Origin of the sequence: Algiphilus aromaticivorans DG1253 (assembly GCF_000733765.1) — a bacterium.
Classification (GTDB): domain Bacteria; phylum Pseudomonadota; class Gammaproteobacteria; order Nevskiales; family Nevskiaceae; genus Algiphilus; species Algiphilus aromaticivorans.
Window position 1 is genome coordinate 2,155,214 of the sequence record NZ_JPOG01000001.1, and the last position, 18,070, is coordinate 2,173,283.

At 67.1% G+C, this 18,070-nt stretch carries 14 protein-coding genes; 4 read left to right on the forward strand and 10 right to left on the reverse strand.

All coding sequences use genetic code 11. The features are described from left to right. Positions 1–107: 107 nt before the first annotated feature. Positions 108–734: a peroxiredoxin gene (locus U743_RS10090; RefSeq protein ID WP_043767883.1), complete on the reverse strand. Its 627-nt coding sequence runs from the start codon at positions 732–734 to the stop codon at positions 108–110. A 124-nt stretch (positions 735–858) separates the two neighbouring features. Here U743_RS10090 and U743_RS10095 point away from each other — a divergent pair, with 124 nt between their 5' ends. Further along, complete coding sequence (locus tag U743_RS10095) at positions 859–1,533, forward strand: Crp/Fnr family transcriptional regulator (protein ID WP_043767885.1); 675 nt, start codon at positions 859–861, stop codon at positions 1,531–1,533. A 106-nt stretch (positions 1,534–1,639) separates the two neighbouring features. Continuing rightward, on the forward strand, positions 1,640–2,527 hold the full coding sequence (locus tag U743_RS10100) for an MBL fold metallo-hydrolase (RefSeq protein ID WP_043767887.1): 888 nt from the start codon (positions 1,640–1,642) through the stop codon (positions 2,525–2,527). A gap of 37 nt (positions 2,528–2,564) precedes the next feature. On the opposite strand, the gene U743_RS10105 is transcribed toward U743_RS10100, so the two are convergent. From U743_RS10105 to creB, 5 genes are all read right to left on the reverse strand, one after another. Beyond that, positions 2,565–2,825, reverse strand: a complete 261-nt coding sequence (locus U743_RS10105; protein WP_156966404.1) for a hypothetical protein — start codon at positions 2,823–2,825, stop codon at positions 2,565–2,567. Positions 2,826–2,891: 66 nt separating this feature from the next. Beyond that, positions 2,892–3,881 (reverse strand): carbon-nitrogen hydrolase family protein, encoded by a 990-nt coding sequence (locus U743_RS10110; protein ID WP_043767893.1) that lies wholly within the window; start codon positions 3,879–3,881, stop codon positions 2,892–2,894. A gap of 55 nt (positions 3,882–3,936) precedes the next feature. Beyond that, complete coding sequence (locus U743_RS10115) at positions 3,937–6,282, reverse strand: amidohydrolase family protein (protein WP_198021996.1); 2,346 nt, start codon at positions 6,280–6,282, stop codon at positions 3,937–3,939. A gap of 228 nt (positions 6,283–6,510) precedes the next feature. Beyond that, positions 6,511–7,953: a two-component system sensor histidine kinase CreC gene (creC, locus tag U743_RS10120; protein ID WP_043767897.1), complete on the reverse strand. Its 1,443-nt coding sequence runs from the start codon at positions 7,951–7,953 to the stop codon at positions 6,511–6,513. A 62-nt stretch (positions 7,954–8,015) separates the two neighbouring features. Continuing rightward, complete coding sequence (gene creB, locus U743_RS10125) at positions 8,016–8,726, reverse strand: two-component system response regulator CreB (protein WP_043767900.1); 711 nt, start codon at positions 8,724–8,726, stop codon at positions 8,016–8,018. Between the two features lie 108 nt (positions 8,727–8,834). Here creB and U743_RS10130 point away from each other — a divergent pair, with 108 nt between their 5' ends. Beyond that, on the forward strand, positions 8,835–10,895 hold the full coding sequence (locus tag U743_RS10130) for a marine proteobacterial sortase target protein (protein ID WP_052367871.1): 2,061 nt from the start codon (positions 8,835–8,837) through the stop codon (positions 10,893–10,895). After that, complete coding sequence (locus U743_RS10135; RefSeq protein ID WP_198021997.1) at positions 10,892–11,497, forward strand: class GN sortase; 606 nt, start codon at positions 10,892–10,894, stop codon at positions 11,495–11,497. Before U743_RS10130 ends, U743_RS10135 begins: the two co-directional genes overlap by 4 nt. On the opposite strand, the gene U743_RS10140 is transcribed toward U743_RS10135, so the two are convergent. The 4 genes from U743_RS10140 to U743_RS10155 are packed head-to-tail and all read right to left on the reverse strand — an operon-like array spanning position 11,494 to position 17,923. Then, on the reverse strand, positions 11,494–14,610 hold the full coding sequence (locus U743_RS10140; protein WP_043767903.1) for an efflux RND transporter permease subunit: 3,117 nt from the start codon (positions 14,608–14,610) through the stop codon (positions 11,494–11,496). The two genes, U743_RS10135 and U743_RS10140, sit on opposite strands and share 4 nt — an antisense overlap. Positions 14,611–14,665: 55 nt before the next feature. Further along, a complete protein-coding gene (locus U743_RS10145) occupies positions 14,666–15,844 on the reverse strand; it encodes an efflux RND transporter periplasmic adaptor subunit (protein WP_043767906.1) in 1,179 nt (392 codons plus the stop codon). Then, entirely contained in the window at positions 15,841–17,217 is a 1,377-nt protein-coding gene (locus tag U743_RS10150; RefSeq protein ID WP_084191471.1) for a TolC family outer membrane protein, read from the reverse strand. The genes U743_RS10145 and U743_RS10150 overlap by 4 nt, the downstream gene beginning before the upstream one ends. Next, entirely contained in the window at positions 17,192–17,923 is a 732-nt protein-coding gene (locus U743_RS10155) for a TetR/AcrR family transcriptional regulator (RefSeq protein WP_043767911.1), read from the reverse strand. Before U743_RS10155 ends, U743_RS10150 begins: the two co-directional genes overlap by 26 nt. Positions 17,924–18,070 lie beyond the last annotated feature (147 nt).

The following is an 18,070-nucleotide window of genomic DNA, read 5'->3' on the forward strand; positions in this document are numbered from 1 at the left end:
CGCATTGTGTGCAGGCCCAAGGCTACACCCCACCGTGCCCGCAAGCGCAGGCACGGAAGAAGGCCGGCCGCCGCGCCGGCCTCCGTCCCGTTATCGTTCCGCTCGGCTCAGACCTTGGTCATGCGCAGATAGGGGCGAATCTCGTCCCATCCCTGCGGAAACAGATCCTTGGCCTGCTCATTGGCGACGCTCGGCGGGATAATCACCTTGTCGCCCGGCTTCCAGTCAGCCGGACACGCCACCTTGTGCTTGTCGCCCATCTGCAGCGCATCGATGACGCGCAGGATCTCGGTAAAGTTGCGGCCAACGCTCATCGGATAGGTCATTGTCAGCCGGATGCGCTTGTTCGGATCAATGATGAAGACCGAGCGCACCGCCGCAGTCTCGCTCTCGCCGGGGTGGATCATGCCGTAGAGCTGCGCGATCTCGTGATCCTTGTCCGCCACGATGGGGAAGCGCAGCGTCGTGTTCTGCGTGGCATTGACGTCCTCGATCCACTTCAGATGCTCTTCCACCGAATCCGTGGACAGGCCCAGCGGCTTGACGTTGCGCGCTTCGAACTCGCCGCTGAGCTGGGCGGTGCGCCCCATCTCCGTGGTGCACACCGGTGTGAAATCCGCCGGGTGGCTGAAGAAGAAGACCCAGGAAGCACCTGCCCAGTCGTGGAAATCGATGTCGCCGGTGGTGGTTGCGATCTGGAAGTTGAGTGCGATGTCGCCGAGTTTCAGATTCATGTTGTCCTCTCTTGCTTAGGGGCCGGGCTGGTGTTTTTACATAACTTCTATTAATATTGTTATATACAAAATAGAATATTCTTATCAGCCCGATTGAGTTCCCCTAAGCCGCACCGCCAGCATCATGCCCAACGTCATAGACAAGGATTGGATCGCGGCCTTTCCGGCTCTGCAGGCCTTGGATGAGGCGGACCTGCACAGGCTGGCTGCCGGAAGCCACCGCCTGAGCCTGCCGGCGAAGCGCACGATCTTCGGGGCCGGGACTGCGCCCGATCACCATCTGCTACTGCTCTCCGGCAACGTGCGCGTGCAACAGATCGCGGAGAACGGGCGCGAGATCGTGCTATACCGTGTCAGCGCCGGCGAGAGCTGCGTCATGACCACCGCCTTTCTGCTCGCGGGGCTGGAACATCACGCCGAGGGCATCGCCGAGACCGCAGTGGAAGCGGTCGCCGTGCCGCGCACACTCTTTGACGACATGCTCGCGCGCTCGGCGGTGTTCCGGCGCTTCGTCTTCGATACCTACTCGCGACGGATGACCGATCTCTTTCTGGTGATCGAGGAGGTGGCATTCCGGCGCCTCGACATCCGGCTGGCCCAGCTGCTGCTACGCCGAGCCGGCGACAGCAAGCACGTGCACAGCACGCATCAGCAACTGGCCACAGAGCTCGGCTCGACCCGCGAGGTGGTTTCGCGCCAGCTCCAGGAATTCCAGCGCCGCGATTGGCTTCGGCTCGGCCGCGGCGAGATCTCGCTGCTGGACACCGCAGCCATACGTGCCCTTGCCGAGACCCAATGATGCGCATTGGTGACAAAGTCACCGACAGCGCGCAACCGATGCGGGAGACTGCTGCTACAGCGGCATTCACCGCAGCCATCGACAGATCGCAACCCAGGAGGTCGCCATGACGCACTATCCAGTGGATACAAGCATCGAGCCCGAAGTCACCCATTTCTTCGACCCGGACAGCAACACCTTCAGCTATGTCGTAAAGGACCCGGGCAGCAAGGCATGCGCCGTCGTCGATTCGGTGATGGACTTCGACTACGCCGCCGGTCGCACCAGCTATGAGCAGGCCGACGCCATCATCGCCTTCGTGCGCGAAAACGGGCTCGAGGTGGAATGGCTGCTCGAGACGCACGTCCACGCCGATCATCTCTCCGCCGCGCCCTACATCCAGCAGGCGGTGGGCGGCAAGCTCGGCATCGGCGAGCAGATCACCACCGTGCAGGAGACCTTCGGCAAGATCTTCAACGCCGGCACCGAGTTCCAGCGCGACGGCAGCCAGTTCGACCGGCTCTTCCGGGACGGCGACACCTACACCATTGGCAGCATGCCGGCCGTTGCCATGCACACGCCCGGTCACACTCCGGCCTGCATGACGCACGTCATCGGCGATGCCGCCTTCGTCGGCGACACGATCTTCATGCCCGATGCCGGCTCCGCGCGCGCGGACTTCCCGGGCGGCGACGCCGGCACGCTTTACGACTCGGTGCAGAAGATCCTGGCGCTTCCGGACGAAGTGCGCATCTTCATGTGCCACGACTACGGCCCGGATGGCCGCGAAGTCGCCTTCGAGACCAGCGTGAGCGAGGAAAAGACGCGCAACATCCACGTCGGCGCCGGCAAGAGCCGGGAAGAATTCGTGAAGATGCGTACCGAGCGCGATGCCACCCTCGACATGCCGCGGCTCATCCTGCCCTCGCTGCAGGTGAACATGCGGGCCGGCGCCTTGCCGCCAGCCGAGGACAACGACACGCGCTACATGAAGATTCCCTTGAACGTGCTCTGAGCCGACACCGGAAGCGCCGGGGGGCGCTGCCTCATCGTCAACCGGGCGTGCCGATCTTCGACGGCGGCGCGCCATCGGCGACCGAGGCGGCGCTCAGTCCGGCGGCTTCCAACCCATCAATCGCTTCACAGGCTACCGGGTCAACGACTTGCAAAGCTTCGCCGCAGTGCGCACAGCGTTTGGCGCGCACCCAGTAATCGGCGGCCACCAACGAGGGCGCCAACAGGCACTCCTGCTGCGAGCGCCAGCAGTCGATCACGCAGCGCAGCTCAACCTGACCAATGTATTGCCGATTCATGATCGACAAATCTTAACAAGTGGTCACCGCCGCTCTCACGCCTGTCTCGGCGCTGCGCAATAGCGCTCAGAGTGCGCTGTTGCGCTCGGCCGCTTCCAGGCCACGGGCCCGCCCATAACGGCGATAGGCGCTTCGCCCCGCCACATTCTGCTGGTGCCAATAGGCCTTCAGGAAGAGCGGCAGCTCGGGAACCCAGAAACGATCCGCTTCAGGCGCAATCACAGGCTCGCCCGTTCCAGGCGTGACCTCGGCGTACACGATGCCTGGGCCCTCGGCCGTACTGCGGCTGGCCAGCACCCGGCCCGCGGCGTCGACAACCTGCGTGGCACCCACGAAATGCGTGCGGTAGTCGAAGCCGGCGTCCAGCCCCGGCGCCAGCAGGAACTTGCCGCCAAGCGGCCCGCAGTGGCTGGCCTGCACAACCGGCGCGCCCAGCCTGCGGGCAAACTCCACCGGCGCCTGCTCGCTCATGTAGCGGTTGTATTGGCCGATGGCGCGCAGCGGCGCGCGCAAGGCGGCCGGCCAGTTCTCCGGCATGGTCCACCAGTGCGTGCCGGTGACGGCCAGCTCGACGCGGCCGCGCATGCGGGCCAGCGTCTGATGGCGAATCAGCTCCCAGCACACCGCCGCGCCCAGGGTCCCGACACCGGTCTCCCAGACACCGTCGTCGCGGCCGCCGGTGTAGAAGACGTTCTCCCACATCGTGGGCAGATCCTTGTCGTGGTAGTGGATCGTGCCGTCCGGCTCGGCGAGCACATAGCGGTTATAGACCTCGCCGCCTTCGGCCAGCAGCATGGACCCGCCGATACGCCCGCCATGCTTCGCCGCCAGCCGGCGCAGCATGGCGATGGCCGCGTTCTCCACCGGCAGCACGATGTCGAAGGCGGTCTCGTCGGGGGCAATCATGCCGGTGAAGAACTCCGGTAACGCCACCAGCTCCGCACCTTCGGCGAAGGCCTGCTCGGCCAGCCGCTCCGCCGCGGCGATATTGGCCGCGACATCGCCCATGCGCGTCTGCAGCTGTACCGCCGCGATCTTCAATCTTCCTGCCGCCATGTGCGCCCCTCGAATGGCGCCCTGGAGATAGTCCGGTGGCGCCCAGGCTGCAAGCCTAGCGGATGCGCGCGATGCGCTCGGCTTCCTCCCACATGCGCAGCCAGGCTTCGGCCGACCGGTAGAAGATATCCAGCGCGCGCTGCGCGTCCGGGCCACCGAAGCGGCGCGTATCCTCGATATAGTCGGGATACAGGCCGTAGTGCGCTACGCCGCGGCCATCGTAGAGATCGAAGACGCGGTCGCCGGTGACCTGACGATCGAACTCGACACGACCATCGAGGGAGCGGAAGGGATAGTCGATGCGGCCTTCGCTGAGCTCGGCACCGTCACGCGGGTCGCGCGGCAGACTGGCGATGCCGTTGACATCCGAGGCGATGCCGCCGCCAAAGTAGGGCCGGTCGTCATAGCGCGCGGCGATGCCCGTCAGGCGCTCCACCCACTGATCGCGCCCGCCGCGGGCGAAGCGACCGAGGAAGCCACCGGCGTCGGTCAGCGCGTTGAGCAGCGTCTCCGAGCCCAGCCAGTCGTGCGAGCTGATCATGGGATAGCCGCGACCGCGCATATAGGTGATGGCGGCATCGGCCGCGCGGCGGCTCATGTGGTCGACATCCACCAGCATGCCGCGCCGCATGAGCTCATCGAGCAGGTAGTAGCCGTGATCGCTGAGCCCGCGGACGTTGCAGAGGTGCTCCGTGCTGGGGCTGGTGGGGTTCACCTGCTGGATGGTGTACTCAAGCGTCGCCAGCAGCGCGTCCACCACGCCGCCCAGATCCTCGCGCGCGCCGGTCGAGAATTCGTCGTCACCGTTGTCGTCCAGCGGGCAGTTGCCGACCTCCAGCGGATGACCGGTCTCGAGCAGATTGCCGGCGGTGAGGAATGTGCCCAGGCCGAAGCCGGAGTGCGGCAGATGCCCGCCGAAGGCGTTGTCGAACTTGTGCACAGGGAAGATCACGCGCACGCCCAGATCCTCGACTTCGTCCAGGCGGCTGCGGATGTCCCCGCGCGTGCATTCGGGCTGGTCGAGGAATTCGCCGCAGTTCAGCACCTTCGACAGCTCGATGCCCAGCACCACCGCCATCTTGTCGTCGGCGATGACCTTGCGCGCCTCCGCCGGCGATTCCACGACGCGGAACCAGCCGCGCCCCGGACCCCCATGCTGCGCATCGATGTAGTCCTGCAGCTCGTAGGTGCGCTCGGCCTGCAGCCGGACATTCTTCATGACGTCGCAGTCGTTGCGCTTGAGCGGATAGACCTGACAGAGGATCTCGTTGTGCGTGATGTGGTTGACGAGAATCTTCTGGCCCGAGAGGAAGGCGCGCTCGATCCACCGGTAGTAGGTCTGGTGGTGCATCAGGGAGTCGTTGCGCGGCCACTCGTTGTAGGTAGGCCAGCCCACCGTCTCGTGCGGGCCGAAGGCATCCGTAGAGGTCACCATCTCCAGGATGCCGAGCGTGCCTTCCGGGCCGTGATTGACGGCGCAATTACCTATGGCGTGGTCGACGCCGAAGCGATGGAAGTTGCTGCCATAGTTGACGCGGCCACCGATGAATTCGTAGGCAGTGATGTGGGCGTGGTCATCGACCCAGCCGTAGACAGCGTCGGGATCGCCCTCCCAGTGCGTGCGCGGCCCACGCGAGTCGACGAGGCGCGCGTTCAGTCCGGCCTCGGGGTACTCGGCGCAGCCGTCGGCCGGCTCGAAGGTGAACAGCGTCTGCGGCGCGAGATCGCCCGCCTCGGTCAAGCCCAGAAAACCCTCGTTGCTGGCCAGCTTCAATCCGGTAGCCTTGGAGGTGAGCTGGAAACGCTCATCCTGCGGCTCGGCCAGCTCCCAGATGGCGAGATCGCTGGCCTGATCAACCACGGCCAGCGTCGGCGAGACGTTGCCCTCACCTACACGCTCACCGAGCGAGCCGAGCACATGCCCCAACTCGTTGACCGCCGAGCCCAGCGGGCCCACCGGATCCAGCACCAGATCGAGGATGTCCCCCACCGCGCTGACCAGCACACCGACTTCACCTACGAGGCTGCCACTGGCGTCCAGCAGCTGGCCACCAGGATCGGTAATGCCCAGCAATACCTTGCTGCCCGCGTCTCCGTCGGCGGTAGCGCTTTCCATCAGCTGCTGCGCTTGGCGCTCGTAACCCGAGAGCAGCATGTAGCTGCCCAGATCCGTGGGCTGCATGAAGAAACGCGCCGCATCATCGGCAGAATCCGCATTGGCCGCGTAGAACTGCTCGTTACGCGCAACGTAACGGCCATCAGCGTCGCGGATGGCCACACACTGGCGCGCCACCTGATAGATACGTGCAACCGGCTCTTCCCCCGCCGTTTCCGGCACAGGATCGGAACTTCCCCCACAGGCGCCGAGCAACAAGGCCACGCCCAAAGTCAGCTTTCTCATGAATCCCCCGACTACGCTATCCATCCGTGGAACAAAGGCGACTGCGTCGCGACAACGCGGACCGATCCACAGATTCGGGCCACGCCAGCGCCTGCGCGAGATTCGTTTCCCGTAGGGAGAGTTCAGAGGCACGCGCGGCGGACAGCAGCAAGCGCGCTCATCTTAGGCCTTTGTCATCGCTCCTTAACATCGTTGAAATTACGGACGCTGCGCCGGTAGTGGCCGCTGTCAGCCGGCCGGAAGTCGGAGATCCGCCCTGGCTCCGCCCCCAGCGGCGTTTTCCAGAACGACACCGCCTCCGTGCAGATCGGCGATCTCGGCGACGAAAGCCAGCCCCAGCCCGGTACTCTTGCGGCCGTCGGCGCGTGGCAGCGAATAGAAGCGCTCGAAGACGCGCTCGCGGGCGTAATCTGGAATCCCCGGACCCTCGTCGCGAACGGCTACGACCACCGCGCCGGCCTCGGCCTGTGCGCTAACCGTCACGGCGCTGCCTTGCGGCGAAAAATCCACGGCATTGGCCAACAGATTGCTCAAGGCCTGCTGCAGCAGGAAGCGGTCGCCTTCCACGGTCAGGGACTCAGCGCCTGCGCGTTGAAGGGTTACGCCGCGCGCCTCGGCGCGCGGGCGCTCGGCTGCGATGCAATCGGCGATCAGGGCGTCCAATGCGATGGGCTCCGACTGCTGCAAGCCGCGCTGATTCTCCAGCGTGGCCAGCTCCAGCACGCGACGGACGATGGCCTCGAGCCGACCGGCCTCGCTGTGGATGTTGGCGATGAAGCGCTCGCGGTCGGCCGGCGGCATATCGGCTTCTAGCAGCTCGGCGGCGCCAGTGATGGCCGCCGTCGAGCTTTTCAGCTCGTGCGCCAGCGACTGCACGTAGTGCTCGACGTACTGCTTGCCATCGAGGGCGTCGCGCAGCTCCGTCATGGCCGTGCCGATGCGTCCCACCTCATCCTTGCCGAGTTTCGGCGGCGCCTGACGGCGACCACTGCGCAGCGCCACGGCGTAGCTGTGCAGCCGCTCCAGCGGCTGACTCAGCCAGTGATAGAGCACCGCGCCCAGCAGCAGCGCGACCACCAGCACTGCGGCGGCAGTGAGCACCAGCCGCTCCACGGCCGAGACGATGAAGCGCTCGGCGTTGCGCGTGGACTTGCCCACACCCACCGCACCCACGACCGTGCCCTGATGGTAGATCGGCGCGGCCACGTAAATCGCCGATCCCTTCGGGTACAGCGCGTCACCCTGCGTCGTGCGCGCGCCGTACTCGTCCTGCAGGGCACGGTGAACATCGCGCCACTCGCTGTAGTCCTCGCCGTAGTCGCGCCCGTTGTCCGAGTCGAAGACAACAATGCCCCGGCGATCGGTGACGTAGAGGCGCAGGCCGATATCGGTCTTCAGCAGACTGCTGATACGCGCCTGCAGGGCGCGGTCATGCATGGGCGCCAGGCTGTCCGCCAGCAGCGCAGCGCTGGGCGTGATCTCGCCGCCCCGGCGCACCAGCGCGGTCGCCGCGATCTGCGTGGCCAGCACATGCGCGGTGTCGGCCAGGATGTCCTCCTGCGCCTCCATGTAGCGCGGCAGCATGTCGGCACGCAGCCAGTAGACGACGGCACAGATGCCGGCGGTCACAGCCAGCGCAAAGAGCAGATAAGTGCGGCTGCGCAGCGACACTCAGGGCAGCCCGGATTGATTGCCGCGCAGCGGCGACCGCCCACCCGCCTTCGCTCGCGACATCACTCAGAGCTTCCCTGGCGCTCAGGGCTATAGGCGTAGCCGACGCCGCGACAGGTTCGGATCGGATCCATCCCACCGCTGGCCTCGCGCAGCTTGCGGCGCAGCGTCTTGATGTGGGTGTCGACGGTGCGGTCGAAGACACCCACCGGGTCATCCCAGGCCGCCTCCAGCAGCTGCTCGCGGCTGAAGACACGCTCGGGACGCCGGTACATCGTTGCCAGCAGCCGGAACTCGTAGCGCGTCAGCCCCAGCGGGCTGCCGTTGAAGCGCACCGTCTGCGCGGCCTCGTCGACCTCGAAGCCGCCGGCTTCCTCCGGCGGCGACGCCACGGCACCCTGCAGCCGCTGCATGGCGCGCAGATGCGCGCGCACCCGCGCGGCCAGCTCGCGCGGGCTGAAGGGCTTGACGACGTAGTCGTCACCGCCAATCTCCAGTCCGACGACACGGTCCACCTCGGTGTCGCGCGCGGTCAGGAAGATGATGGGCGCGGTCACCTGCTCGCGCATCTGCCGGCAGAGGTCGAAGCCGTTCACATCGGGCAGGCCCACGTCCAGAATCACAAGCGCCGGGGAAATGTCGGGTAGAAGCGCCAGCGCCTCGCCCCCGGTGCGCGCCCATTGCACGCTCAGGCCATCACCCTCCAGGGCGTAGACGACGTTATCGGCGATGGCGGGCTCATCCTCCACCAGCAGAACGACGCTGCGCGACATTGGGAACTCCCCGGAAGCCTCGACGCGTGTGGACTTCACACGGACTTCATTCTAAGCCCCAGTTTGAAGTCGAGGATGCGTCGCAAGCCCACCCGAAAGGGATTCGCGATGCCCTATCAAGTCTGTTCCACCGACTGTCGCCTGCCCGCCTGGCGGCTCGCCCTTCTCCTGATCGCATTGCTGGCCGGCGGCCAGGGCTTGGCCGAAGCCGCGCCGAAGGCAAGCGGCAGCATCTCTCTCGACGAAGTCCGCCGCGGCATGCTGCTGACGCGCAGCGAGGACGGCGGCCACCGCCCGCTACCCGCCGTCGACAGCCATGTGCGCGTGCGCGTCTCCGGAACACTGGCGCGCAGCGTGCTGCGACAGCGTTTCCGCAATCCCAGCAATGATTGGGTGGAAGCGATCTACGCCTTCCCGCTGCCCGAGGATGCCGCCGTCGATACCCTGCGTCTGCGCATCGGCGAACGCATCGTCGAGGGCGAGATCCAGGAACGCGAGCAGGCGCGCCGCACCTACGAAGTTGCCCGTGACGCCGGCCAGCGCACGGCACTGGTCGAGCAGCAGCGACCGAATCTGTTCACGACGGCGGTCGCCAACATCCCGCCCGGCGCCGAGATCACCGTGGAGATCGCCTACCAGCACATGCTCGACTGGCGCGAGGGCCGCTTCAGCTTGCGCGTACCGATGGCCATCACGCCGCGCTACGCCGGCGGCAAGGCGTCGCCCGGCGCAGAAGAGGCGGCCGCGCCTGCCGGCTGGCCGCTGCTGCCCGGCGAGCTGCGCAACACCGCCACCTTCGGCGCGGCGCAAGACGCGCGCAGCGCGGTAGACCTCGAGGTCCAGCTACAGCCGGGCTTCGAACTCGCCGAGCTGCGCAGTCACTATCACTCCGTGACGCGCGAACAGACCGAGGGCGGCATGCGCATCCGCCTCGATCCCGGCGCCACGGCCGACCGCGACTTCCTGCTGTCCTGGGCGCCGGCGGACACGGCGGCGGCGCAAGCCGCCTTCTTCAGTGAAACGGTCGACGATCAGGGCTACGGCCTCCTCATGCTGACGCCGCCGCCACCCGACAGTACGCACCTGCCCGATGCCGCGCGCGAGCTGATCTTCGTGCTGGACGTCTCCGGCTCCATGGCCGGCCTGCCGCTGCGCGCCGCCAAGGCCGCGCTGCAGCGAGCGCTGGATCGACTGCAGCACCGCGATCGCTTCAATATCGTCATCTTCAATCACGGCAATACCAGCCTGTTTCAGCGCGCGCAGCCGGCAACGCCGGACACCGTCGCCCGCGCCAAGGGCTGGGTCGACGGGCTTGCCGCCGACGGCGGCACCGAGCTCCTCGGCGGCCTGCGCCGGGCACTGACCACGCGCGGCGCGGAGACCGAGACGCTGCGCCAGATCGTCTTCATCACCGACGGCGCCATCAGCGAGCACGAGACGCTGTTCCGCGCCATGGATGCGGAGCTGGGCAGCGACCGGCTGTTCACGGTGGGCATCGGCCACGCGCCAAACACGCATCTGCTGAGCGAGATGGCGCACTTCGGGCGCGGCACCAGCACCTATATCGCCGCGCCGGAAGAAGTCGAAGACCGCATGGGCGCCCTCTTCCGCCAGCTGGAGCAACCGGCGCTCACCGATCTGGCGCTGTCGCTGCCGGAAGGCACCGACATGCTGCCGCGCAAGCTGCCCGACCTCTACGCCGGCGAGCCGCTGATCGTCTTCATGAAGCTCGACGCGCTGCCCGACAGCATCGCCATCGATGGTCGACGCGGCGGCGCGGCCTGGCGCCGGACGCTGGCGCTGACCGAGCCCAGTGAGCAGGCCGGTATCGGCAAGGCCTGGGCGCGCGAGAAGCTGCGCCACTGGCAACGCGTCGAGGCGCGCGGCGCCGATGGCGAGCTGGTGCGCGAGGCCAGCCTGGCGCTGGCGCTGGAGCACGATCTGGTCAGCCGCTTCACCAGCCTGGTCGCCGTCGACAAGACGCCGGCGCGGGTGCGCGAGGCCCTGCTCAAGCGTCACGACATTGCGCGCGAGCTGCCGCACGGCATGGGCGCGACCGAGGTCGGGCTGGCGCAGACCGCCACCCCTGCCCGGCTGCTGCTGATGCTCGCCGCCGCCCTGCTGCTGCTGGCGCTGGCGCTGTGGCTGCCGAGCCGGAGGCCGGCGTGAGCCGGCTTCGCGGCCTGCGGCGCTGGCTGGCAGCCGGCGCCGGCCTGGCCGGAGTCGCGCTGGCCGCCTGGTCCCTCAGCATCCCGGCCAAGGCCGTTCTCGCCCAGATGATGCTGGAGCGCGCCTGGACGCAGACCCTGGCCGAGGGCGGGCGACACCGCTCCTGGCCCGGGGCCGAGCACTGGCCGGTGGCACGCCTGCGCTTTCCGAGCCTGGATGAGAGCCACATCGTGCTTGAGGGCGACGGCGGCCACGCGCTGGCCTTCGCCCCGGGCCGCAATCCGCGCTCCGGCATGCCGGGGGAGGCGCGCACCACGATCATCAGCGCGCACCGCGACACCCACTTCCGCCGACTCGGCGAACTGACGGCCGGCGACCTCATCGTTGTCGAAACCGCCCGCGGCAGCCTGCGCTACCGCGTCACCGAGACCCGCGTTGTCGACAGTCGGCACACCCGCGCGCGCATTCGCGACGTGCCGGAGCTGCTGCTGGTGACCTGCTGGCCCCTCGACGCCGTCGATCCCGGCGGCCCGCAGCGCTTCGTGCTGACTGCGGCGCGCGAGCCGGCGCTGCACGCGGCAGCGCCGGCTCGCCGGGACTAGGCCGCGGCCGTCGCCTGGTGATCCCGCCCGATGAACATGTAGGCGGCGGGCACGACGTAGAGCGTGAACAGCGTGCCCAGCGTCATGCCGGAGGCGATGATCAGACCGATGGCGAAGCGCGCCGACGCACCCGGCCCACCGGCGATGAGCAGCGGCACCATGGCAAAGACCAGCGCGGCTGTCGTCATCAGCACCGGACGCAGACGGATCGAGGAGGCTTCCTCGATGGCCTCGCGCTTGGACATACCCTGCTCCTGGAGCTTGTTGGCGAACTCCACGATGAGGATGCCGTGCTTGGCGATGACGCCGATCAAGGTCACCAGGCCGACCTGGGTGTAGATATTCAGCGTCGCGCCGTTGAGGTTGGTCAGCTGCATGCCGTTGGTGATGCCGACGATATTCAGCACCAGCAGCGCGCCGGAGATGGACATCGGCACCGTCACCAGCATGATCAGCGGATCGCGGAAGGATTCGAACTGCGCGGCCAGCACCAGGTAAATGATGATGAGCGCGAAGCCGAAGGTGGCGAGCAGCGCCTGGCCCTCCTGCACGAACTGACGGGAAGCGCCCGAGTAGTCGATCTGGAACTCGGCCGGCATGACCTCGCGCGCGATGTTCTCCAGGGTTTGCAGCGCCTCGCCCTGCGAGACGTCCGGCCGCGGCACGGCGACGATGGTGTCGGCGTTGAGCTGCTGGGCGCGCTCGATGCTGCGCGGCACGACCTGGTCGCGCAGCGTCGCAAAGGTCGACAGCGGTACCAGCACGCCCGATTCGGTGCGTACGCGGAACTGCTCCAGCTGCCCGGGATTGAGCCGCGAGTCGCGCTCGACCTGCTGGATGACGCGATAGGAGCGGCCATCCAGCGAGAAGCGATTGACCTCGGCTCCGGCCATGAAGCCGGCGAGATCGGCGTTGAGCTGCGCCATGTCGACGCCCATCAGCGCCGCCTTCTCGCGATCGATCTCGATGACGGTTTCCGGGCGGTCGATGCGCTGGCGCGGCGCCAGGAAGAAGAACTTCTTTGAATCGCGCGCGCGCTCGATGACCTCGTTGGAGACGCGCGACACCGTCTCCGGATCGAGCGTGGACTTCAGCACGAACTCCACCGGGTAGCCTTGCCCGGGCGTGGGCAGCGGCGGCGGCTGGATGATCGCCGTGCGGATGCCCGGCACGCCGGCGGTGACCCGTTCGGTGAGCTCCTCGACGATCTGTCCCGTGCCCATGTCGCGCTCGCTCCACGGCGCCGGGATCAGGCCCGTGAAGCCGGAGCTGCTGCCGGTACCCTGGCCCGCGTTAAGGGTGAAGATGTGGTCCACGCCCTCGTGGTCGAGCACGATGTCCTCGGCCTGGCGCGTGACCTTGTCGAGATACTCGATGGACGCATAGCCATCAACCTCGTTGACGAGAATGGCGAAGCCGCTGTCCTCCTGCGGCGCCAGCTCGGAGTCCGTCGTGATGAAGAGGAAGTAGCAGGAGCCCAGCACGATGGCGCCGAAGACGGCGACCACGCTCTTGGTCTCCAGCGCGCCGTGCAGGCGTCGCTTGTAGCCGTGACGCAGGGCCTCGAAGCGATCATCGAGCCATGCGGCGAGCTTGTCGCCGCCATTGTCCGGGTCGCTGTCGTCGTCGCTGGCATGCGTGCGCTTGAGCACCTTGGCGCACATCATCGGCGTCAGCGTCAGCGCGATGACGCCGGAGATCACCACCGCGCCGGCCAGCGTGAAGGCGAATTCCGAGAAGAGCTTGCCGGTAATGCCGGAGAGGAAGCCGATGGGCGCGAAGACCGCCACCAGCGTCAGCGTCATGGCGATGACCGGGCCGAGCAGCTCGCGCGCGCCCTTGATGGCGGCGTCGAAGGGCGTCATGCCCTCCTCGATGTGGCGGTGAATGTTCTCCAGAACGATGATGGCGTCATCCACCACCATGCCGATGGCCAGCACCATCGCCAGCAAGGTCAGCAGGTTGATGGTGTAGCCCATGACCAGCATGACGAGCATCACACCGACCAGCGACAGCGGCACCGTCACCGCCGGAATCAGCGCGCTGCGCACCGAACCGAGGAAGAGGAAGATGACGATCAGCACGATCACCACCGCTTCCAGGATGGTGGCCAGCACTTCCTTGATAGCGTCGCGGATGTAGACCGTGCTGTCGTAGCCGATCTCACCAAAGAGGCCTTCCGGCAGCCGCGCCTTGATGCCCGGCCAGCGCTCGCGGACCTCGTCGATGACATCCAGCACGTTGGCGTCGGGCCGCACCTGGATGCCGACGAAGATGGCGTTGTCACCGTCCCAGCGCGCGGAGGCATCGTAGGTCTCCGAGCCCAGCTCCACCTTTGCCACGTCGCCCAGGCGAACGATATCGCCGCTCGAGGAGGCCACCACCATGTCGCGGAAGCCTTCGGCACTCTGCAGATCGGTATCGGCGGACAGGCCGACACGAACGTAGTTGCCCTTGGTCTCGCCGACGGTGGCCAGCACGTTCTGCTCGCGCAGAACACCCATGACCTCACCCGCCGTCAGTCCGTGCGCCCCCAGCCGGTCGGGCTGCAACCAGACGCGCATGGCGTAATTCTGGCCGCCGATGATCTCGGCCGATTCCATGCCCTCGATGCTGTTCAGCTCGGGCTCGACCTCGCGCAGCAGGTAGTCGGCGATCTGGCTGTTGTTGAGCACATCGGAGTAGAAGGAGAGATACATCGAGGCCGTGCCGCCGCCCTCGGCGATCTCCACCACCGGATCCTCGGCCGCGTCCGGCAGCTGGTTGCGCAGCTTGTTGACCTTGGCCGCGATCTCGGTCAGCGCCTCGTTCGGATCCTTGTTCAGAAAGAGGTTGGCCGTGATGACCGACTGCCCGGCGTTGCTCGAGGAGGTCAGGTAGTCGATGCCGTCGGCGGCAGCGACTTCGCGCTCCAGCGGCCGCGTAATGAAGCCGGCAACCAGCTCAGCGTCGGCGCCGGGATAAGGCACCGTGATGTTGATCTGCGCGTTCTGCAGCGCGGGATACTCGCGCACGCTCAGGTCAAAGCCGGCGCGGATGCCCAGCAGCAGGATCACGAGGCTCACCACGGTGGCCAGCACCGGGCGGCGGATGAAGATATCGGTGAAATGCATGAGTCTCGGCGCTCGATCGCAGTGCGGTCAGGGAGTCGGGGGGGGCGGCGGCGGCCTAGCCCTCCGGCACCTCGGGGTCGAGCTGCGGCTCGGGCGCCCCGTCGTTGTTGATGATCACCGGCTGCTCGTTGCGCAGCTTGAGCAGGCCGGAGGTCGCGATGCGCTCGCCCGGCTCCAGGCCGGAAGTCACCGCGATGTAGTCGCCGCGCGCCTCGCCCAGCTCGACGAAGCGCTGCTTGACCATGAGATCGGTATACGGCGGCATGTTCGGGTCCGGGTCCTCCGGCGGCGGGCCCTTGTCCGGGTCTTCCTGCATGACGAAGACCGAGGCGCCGTAGGAGCTGTACTGCACCGCCGTGCGCGGCACGACGACGTGCTCGCTTTCCTGCGGCAGCTCCACGCGCACGCGGGCGAAGAGCCCGGGCTGCAGACGGCCGTCGACATTGGGCAGCGAAGCGCGCACGTCGAAGTTGCGCGTGTCGTTGTTGACGCGCGCGTCCAGCGCCTGGATCTCGCCGGAGAAGACCTCGTCCGGATAGGCATCGACGCGCACGCTGACCGGCATGCCGGCGCGCACGCGGCTGAGAGCGGCCTCGGGTAGCGCGAAATCCAGCTCGATGGGGTCGATGGATTCCAGCGCCACCACCGGCTCGCCGGCCGGCAGGAACTGGCCGAGGCTGACGCGGCGGATACCGAGCTTGCCGTCGAAGGGCGCACGGATGCGCTTCTGCGCGATCAGCGCGCGCTGCGCGCTCGCCGCGGCCCGCGCCACGGCGGCCTGGCTCTGCGCTTCGTCCAGATCCGAGCGCGAGATCGACTCGCGCTCGAAGAGCCGCTGGCGCCGCTTCAGTGTCAGCTCGGTCAGCTCCGCCTGGGCTTCCAGCCGCTGCAGCTCGGCCTGCTCGGTGCCTGCGTCCAGGGCAACCAGCAGATCGCCTTTCTCGACCATCTCGCCGGATTCGAAGCGCAGCTCACTGACGATGCCAGCCACTTCGCTGGCGATATCCGTGCCGTTAACGGCGCGCAAGCTGCCCACCGAAGTGATGTGCGCCTGCCAGCGCATGGTCTCGGCCTCGCCAGCCGAGACCGTCGCCGGCGGCGTCGGCATGTTGTCGATGAAATCGTTCATCGCCTTCTGCCCGAACCACTTCATGCCGAAGACGCCGCCGAATACGACGCCGGCCAGCACCAGCATGATGATCATTCGCTTCGTGAGAGTTTTCTTGCTCGTCATGACGGGCTCTTGGCAGTTGCGGTGTCGGACAGGGGTTCGGGTTCGCTGAGCAGGGTGTCGATGCGGCGGAAATCGCTGCGGTCGATCTCGCCGGCTACGCTGCGCAGCTGCAGAAGATTCAGCAGCAGCTGGTAGCGGCTGCGATTGAGATCGCGACGCGCCTGCGCCACGCGGGAGGTGGCGTCCAGCACGTCGGTGATCGTGCGCGTGCCGGCGTCGTAGCCGTCGCGCGTCGCCTTTTCAGCGGCCTCGGCAGATTCCAGCGCGCGCGCGAAGGCGCCCATCTCGGCACGCGCCGAAGCCACTGCTCGGTGCGCCTCGCGCACATTACGCCGGATCTCGCCTGCCAGGCGGTCGAGGGCGGCCACGTTGGTCCGCTTGAGGGCCTCGGCCTCGCGCTCGCGCGCGGCCAGCTGCCCCCCGCTGTAGATCGGCATGCTCAGCTCGACGCCGATGGTCTGGTCGTCAATACGCTGGCCGAACTGGAAATCGCTGCTGTCGTCGATGCCGGCGCGCGCTACCAGGTCCAGCTCCGGCATGCGCGCGGCGCGACTGCTGCGCACATCGGCCTCGGCGACGGCGACCTGCTCGCGCTGCGCGATCAGCTCGGGGTTCTGCGCCATGGCCGCCGCTACCCACTTGTCGGGATCGGCCGGTTCCAGTTCGGGGAAGTCGGGATTCTCGCCAAGCCGGGGCAAGCGCTCCGGCCGGTGACCGGTGGTTTCCTCAAGCGCATCGCGGGCGTCGGCCAACTCTCGCTCGGCGGTGAGCAGTTGCGCCTGCGCCAGGTCGTAGCGCGACTGCGCCTCCACCAGATCCGTGCGTGGGATGAGTTCGACCTCGTAGCGGTTGCGCGCATCCTCGTAGGCCTCCTTCAGCGCCTCGGCTTCGCGCCGGCGCTGCGTGACGGCATCTTCGGCGTCGAGCACCGCGAAGTAGCGATCCGCCACGCGCAGCAGCAACTGCTGCATGCGATCGCGCTGGCCAGCATCGGCAAGCGCGTCCAGCGCCTCGGCACGATCGCCGCGCGCCGCCCAGTCCAGCCGAAACAGCGCCTGCCGGGCTTCGAGCTGCGCGCCCCAGCTCGGGTACTCGTCGGTCTGCTGGCCGAAGACGCCGCTGGATTCGGTGCGCGAGTACTGACCGAAGGCGCTGACGTTGAGCTGGGGTCGCCGGCTGGCGATATCGGCAGCACCAGCCTCGCGATCAACATCGGTCTGCGCCAGCGACTGCCGCACTGCCGGGTCGTTCTGCACGGCAGCGTCCAGCGCCTCGCTGAGCGTCATCGCCTGGGCAGGAGCGGCAATCAACAGCCCCAGCACAAGCAGTAACGGCCGACGACGGCCGTCAACCATGGTTCGGGCAAAGATCATCGAAGACCTCGGAGATAATGCGATCGATAAGCGCGCGCATGGCGGCGGGATCAAGAGCGTCGGCCCACGGCTTCCAGCCGTAGCCGTTGAGCAGCGCCTGGATGTGCTGACACATCAGCAGGTAGGGTTCGCGGACATCGAAGTCGGAGAGCACGCCCTCCGCGTGCACGAGATTGTGGGTGCCCACCACCAGCGCCCAGCTGCCGATGGCCAGCTCCATGGGTGCCATGTCCCGCGGCTCCAGGTCACCCGCGGCCACCGCCTCCTCGACGATGGAGACAACGATCTCGCCCAGCGGCTCGTTGGCTTCGAGCATCTCCTGCCGGCGCTGAGCGGAGGCCGCGCCCCAAACCACCTCGCAGAATACGTACTGCGCAATACGAAAATACTGCGGGTGCCGGCGCACGAAGAGCATGTCCGCAACGCCCAGCGCCACCATGCGATCGCGCGGCGAAGCGTTCCAGTCGCGCACGCGCTGGAAGAGCGCGCCGTGCTCGCGCACACCTTCCGTGGTCAGCGCCACCAGCAGATCCTCCTTGGAGGCAAAGTGCTGATACAGCGTGCCCACTGCGTACTCCGCCGCTTCGGCGATGCGCGTCATCTGCAAGGGCAGCAAGCCGCCCTCCTCGATGAGATGACGCGCCGTGTCCAGAAACAGCTGCTCGCGCTCGGCGAACTGGCGTTGTCGTCGTTCTTTGGTACCCATGGGCCGAACCTGAATCCAGGCGCGGATTATGAATCATGCTCAAAATCTTTGCTGCAGCGCAGTAGACAAAGGCCCTTGACGCACATCAAGAGCCCACCAGGACAATGCGTGACACTGTGGGGGCACCCGGCCACAGTTTGTCGCATG

Excerpts from the sequence above, each read along its gene's own strand:
- U743_RS10090 (WP_043767883.1), bottom strand. The coding sequence starts at position 734 with ATGAATCTGAAACTCGGCGACATCGCACTCAACTTCCAGATCGCAACC.
- U743_RS10095 (WP_043767885.1), top strand. The coding sequence starts at position 859 with ATGCCCAACGTCATAGACAAGGATTGGATCGCGGCCTTTCCGGCTCTG.
- U743_RS10100 (WP_043767887.1), top strand. The coding sequence starts at position 1,640 with ATGACGCACTATCCAGTGGATACAAGCATCGAGCCCGAAGTCACCCAT.
- U743_RS10105 (WP_156966404.1), bottom strand. The coding sequence starts at position 2,825 with ATGAATCGGCAATACATTGGTCAGGTTGAGCTGCGCTGCGTGATCGAC.
- U743_RS10110 (WP_043767893.1), bottom strand. The coding sequence starts at position 3,881 with ATGGCGGCAGGAAGATTGAAGATCGCGGCGGTACAGCTGCAGACGCGC.
- U743_RS10115 (WP_198021996.1), bottom strand. The coding sequence starts at position 6,282 with ATGAGAAAGCTGACTTTGGGCGTGGCCTTGTTGCTCGGCGCCTGTGGG.
- creB (WP_043767900.1), bottom strand. The coding sequence starts at position 8,726 with ATGTCGCGCAGCGTCGTTCTGCTGGTGGAGGATGAGCCCGCCATCGCC.
- U743_RS10130 (WP_052367871.1), top strand. The coding sequence starts at position 8,835 with ATGCCCTATCAAGTCTGTTCCACCGACTGTCGCCTGCCCGCCTGGCGG.
- U743_RS10140 (WP_043767903.1), bottom strand. The coding sequence starts at position 14,610 with ATGCATTTCACCGATATCTTCATCCGCCGCCCGGTGCTGGCCACCGTG.
- U743_RS10145 (WP_043767906.1), bottom strand. The coding sequence starts at position 15,844 with ATGACGAGCAAGAAAACTCTCACGAAGCGAATGATCATCATGCTGGTG.
- U743_RS10150 (WP_084191471.1), bottom strand. The coding sequence starts at position 17,217 with ATGATCTTTGCCCGAACCATGGTTGACGGCCGTCGTCGGCCGTTACTG.
- U743_RS10155 (WP_043767911.1), bottom strand. The coding sequence starts at position 17,923 with ATGGGTACCAAAGAACGACGACAACGCCAGTTCGCCGAGCGCGAGCAG.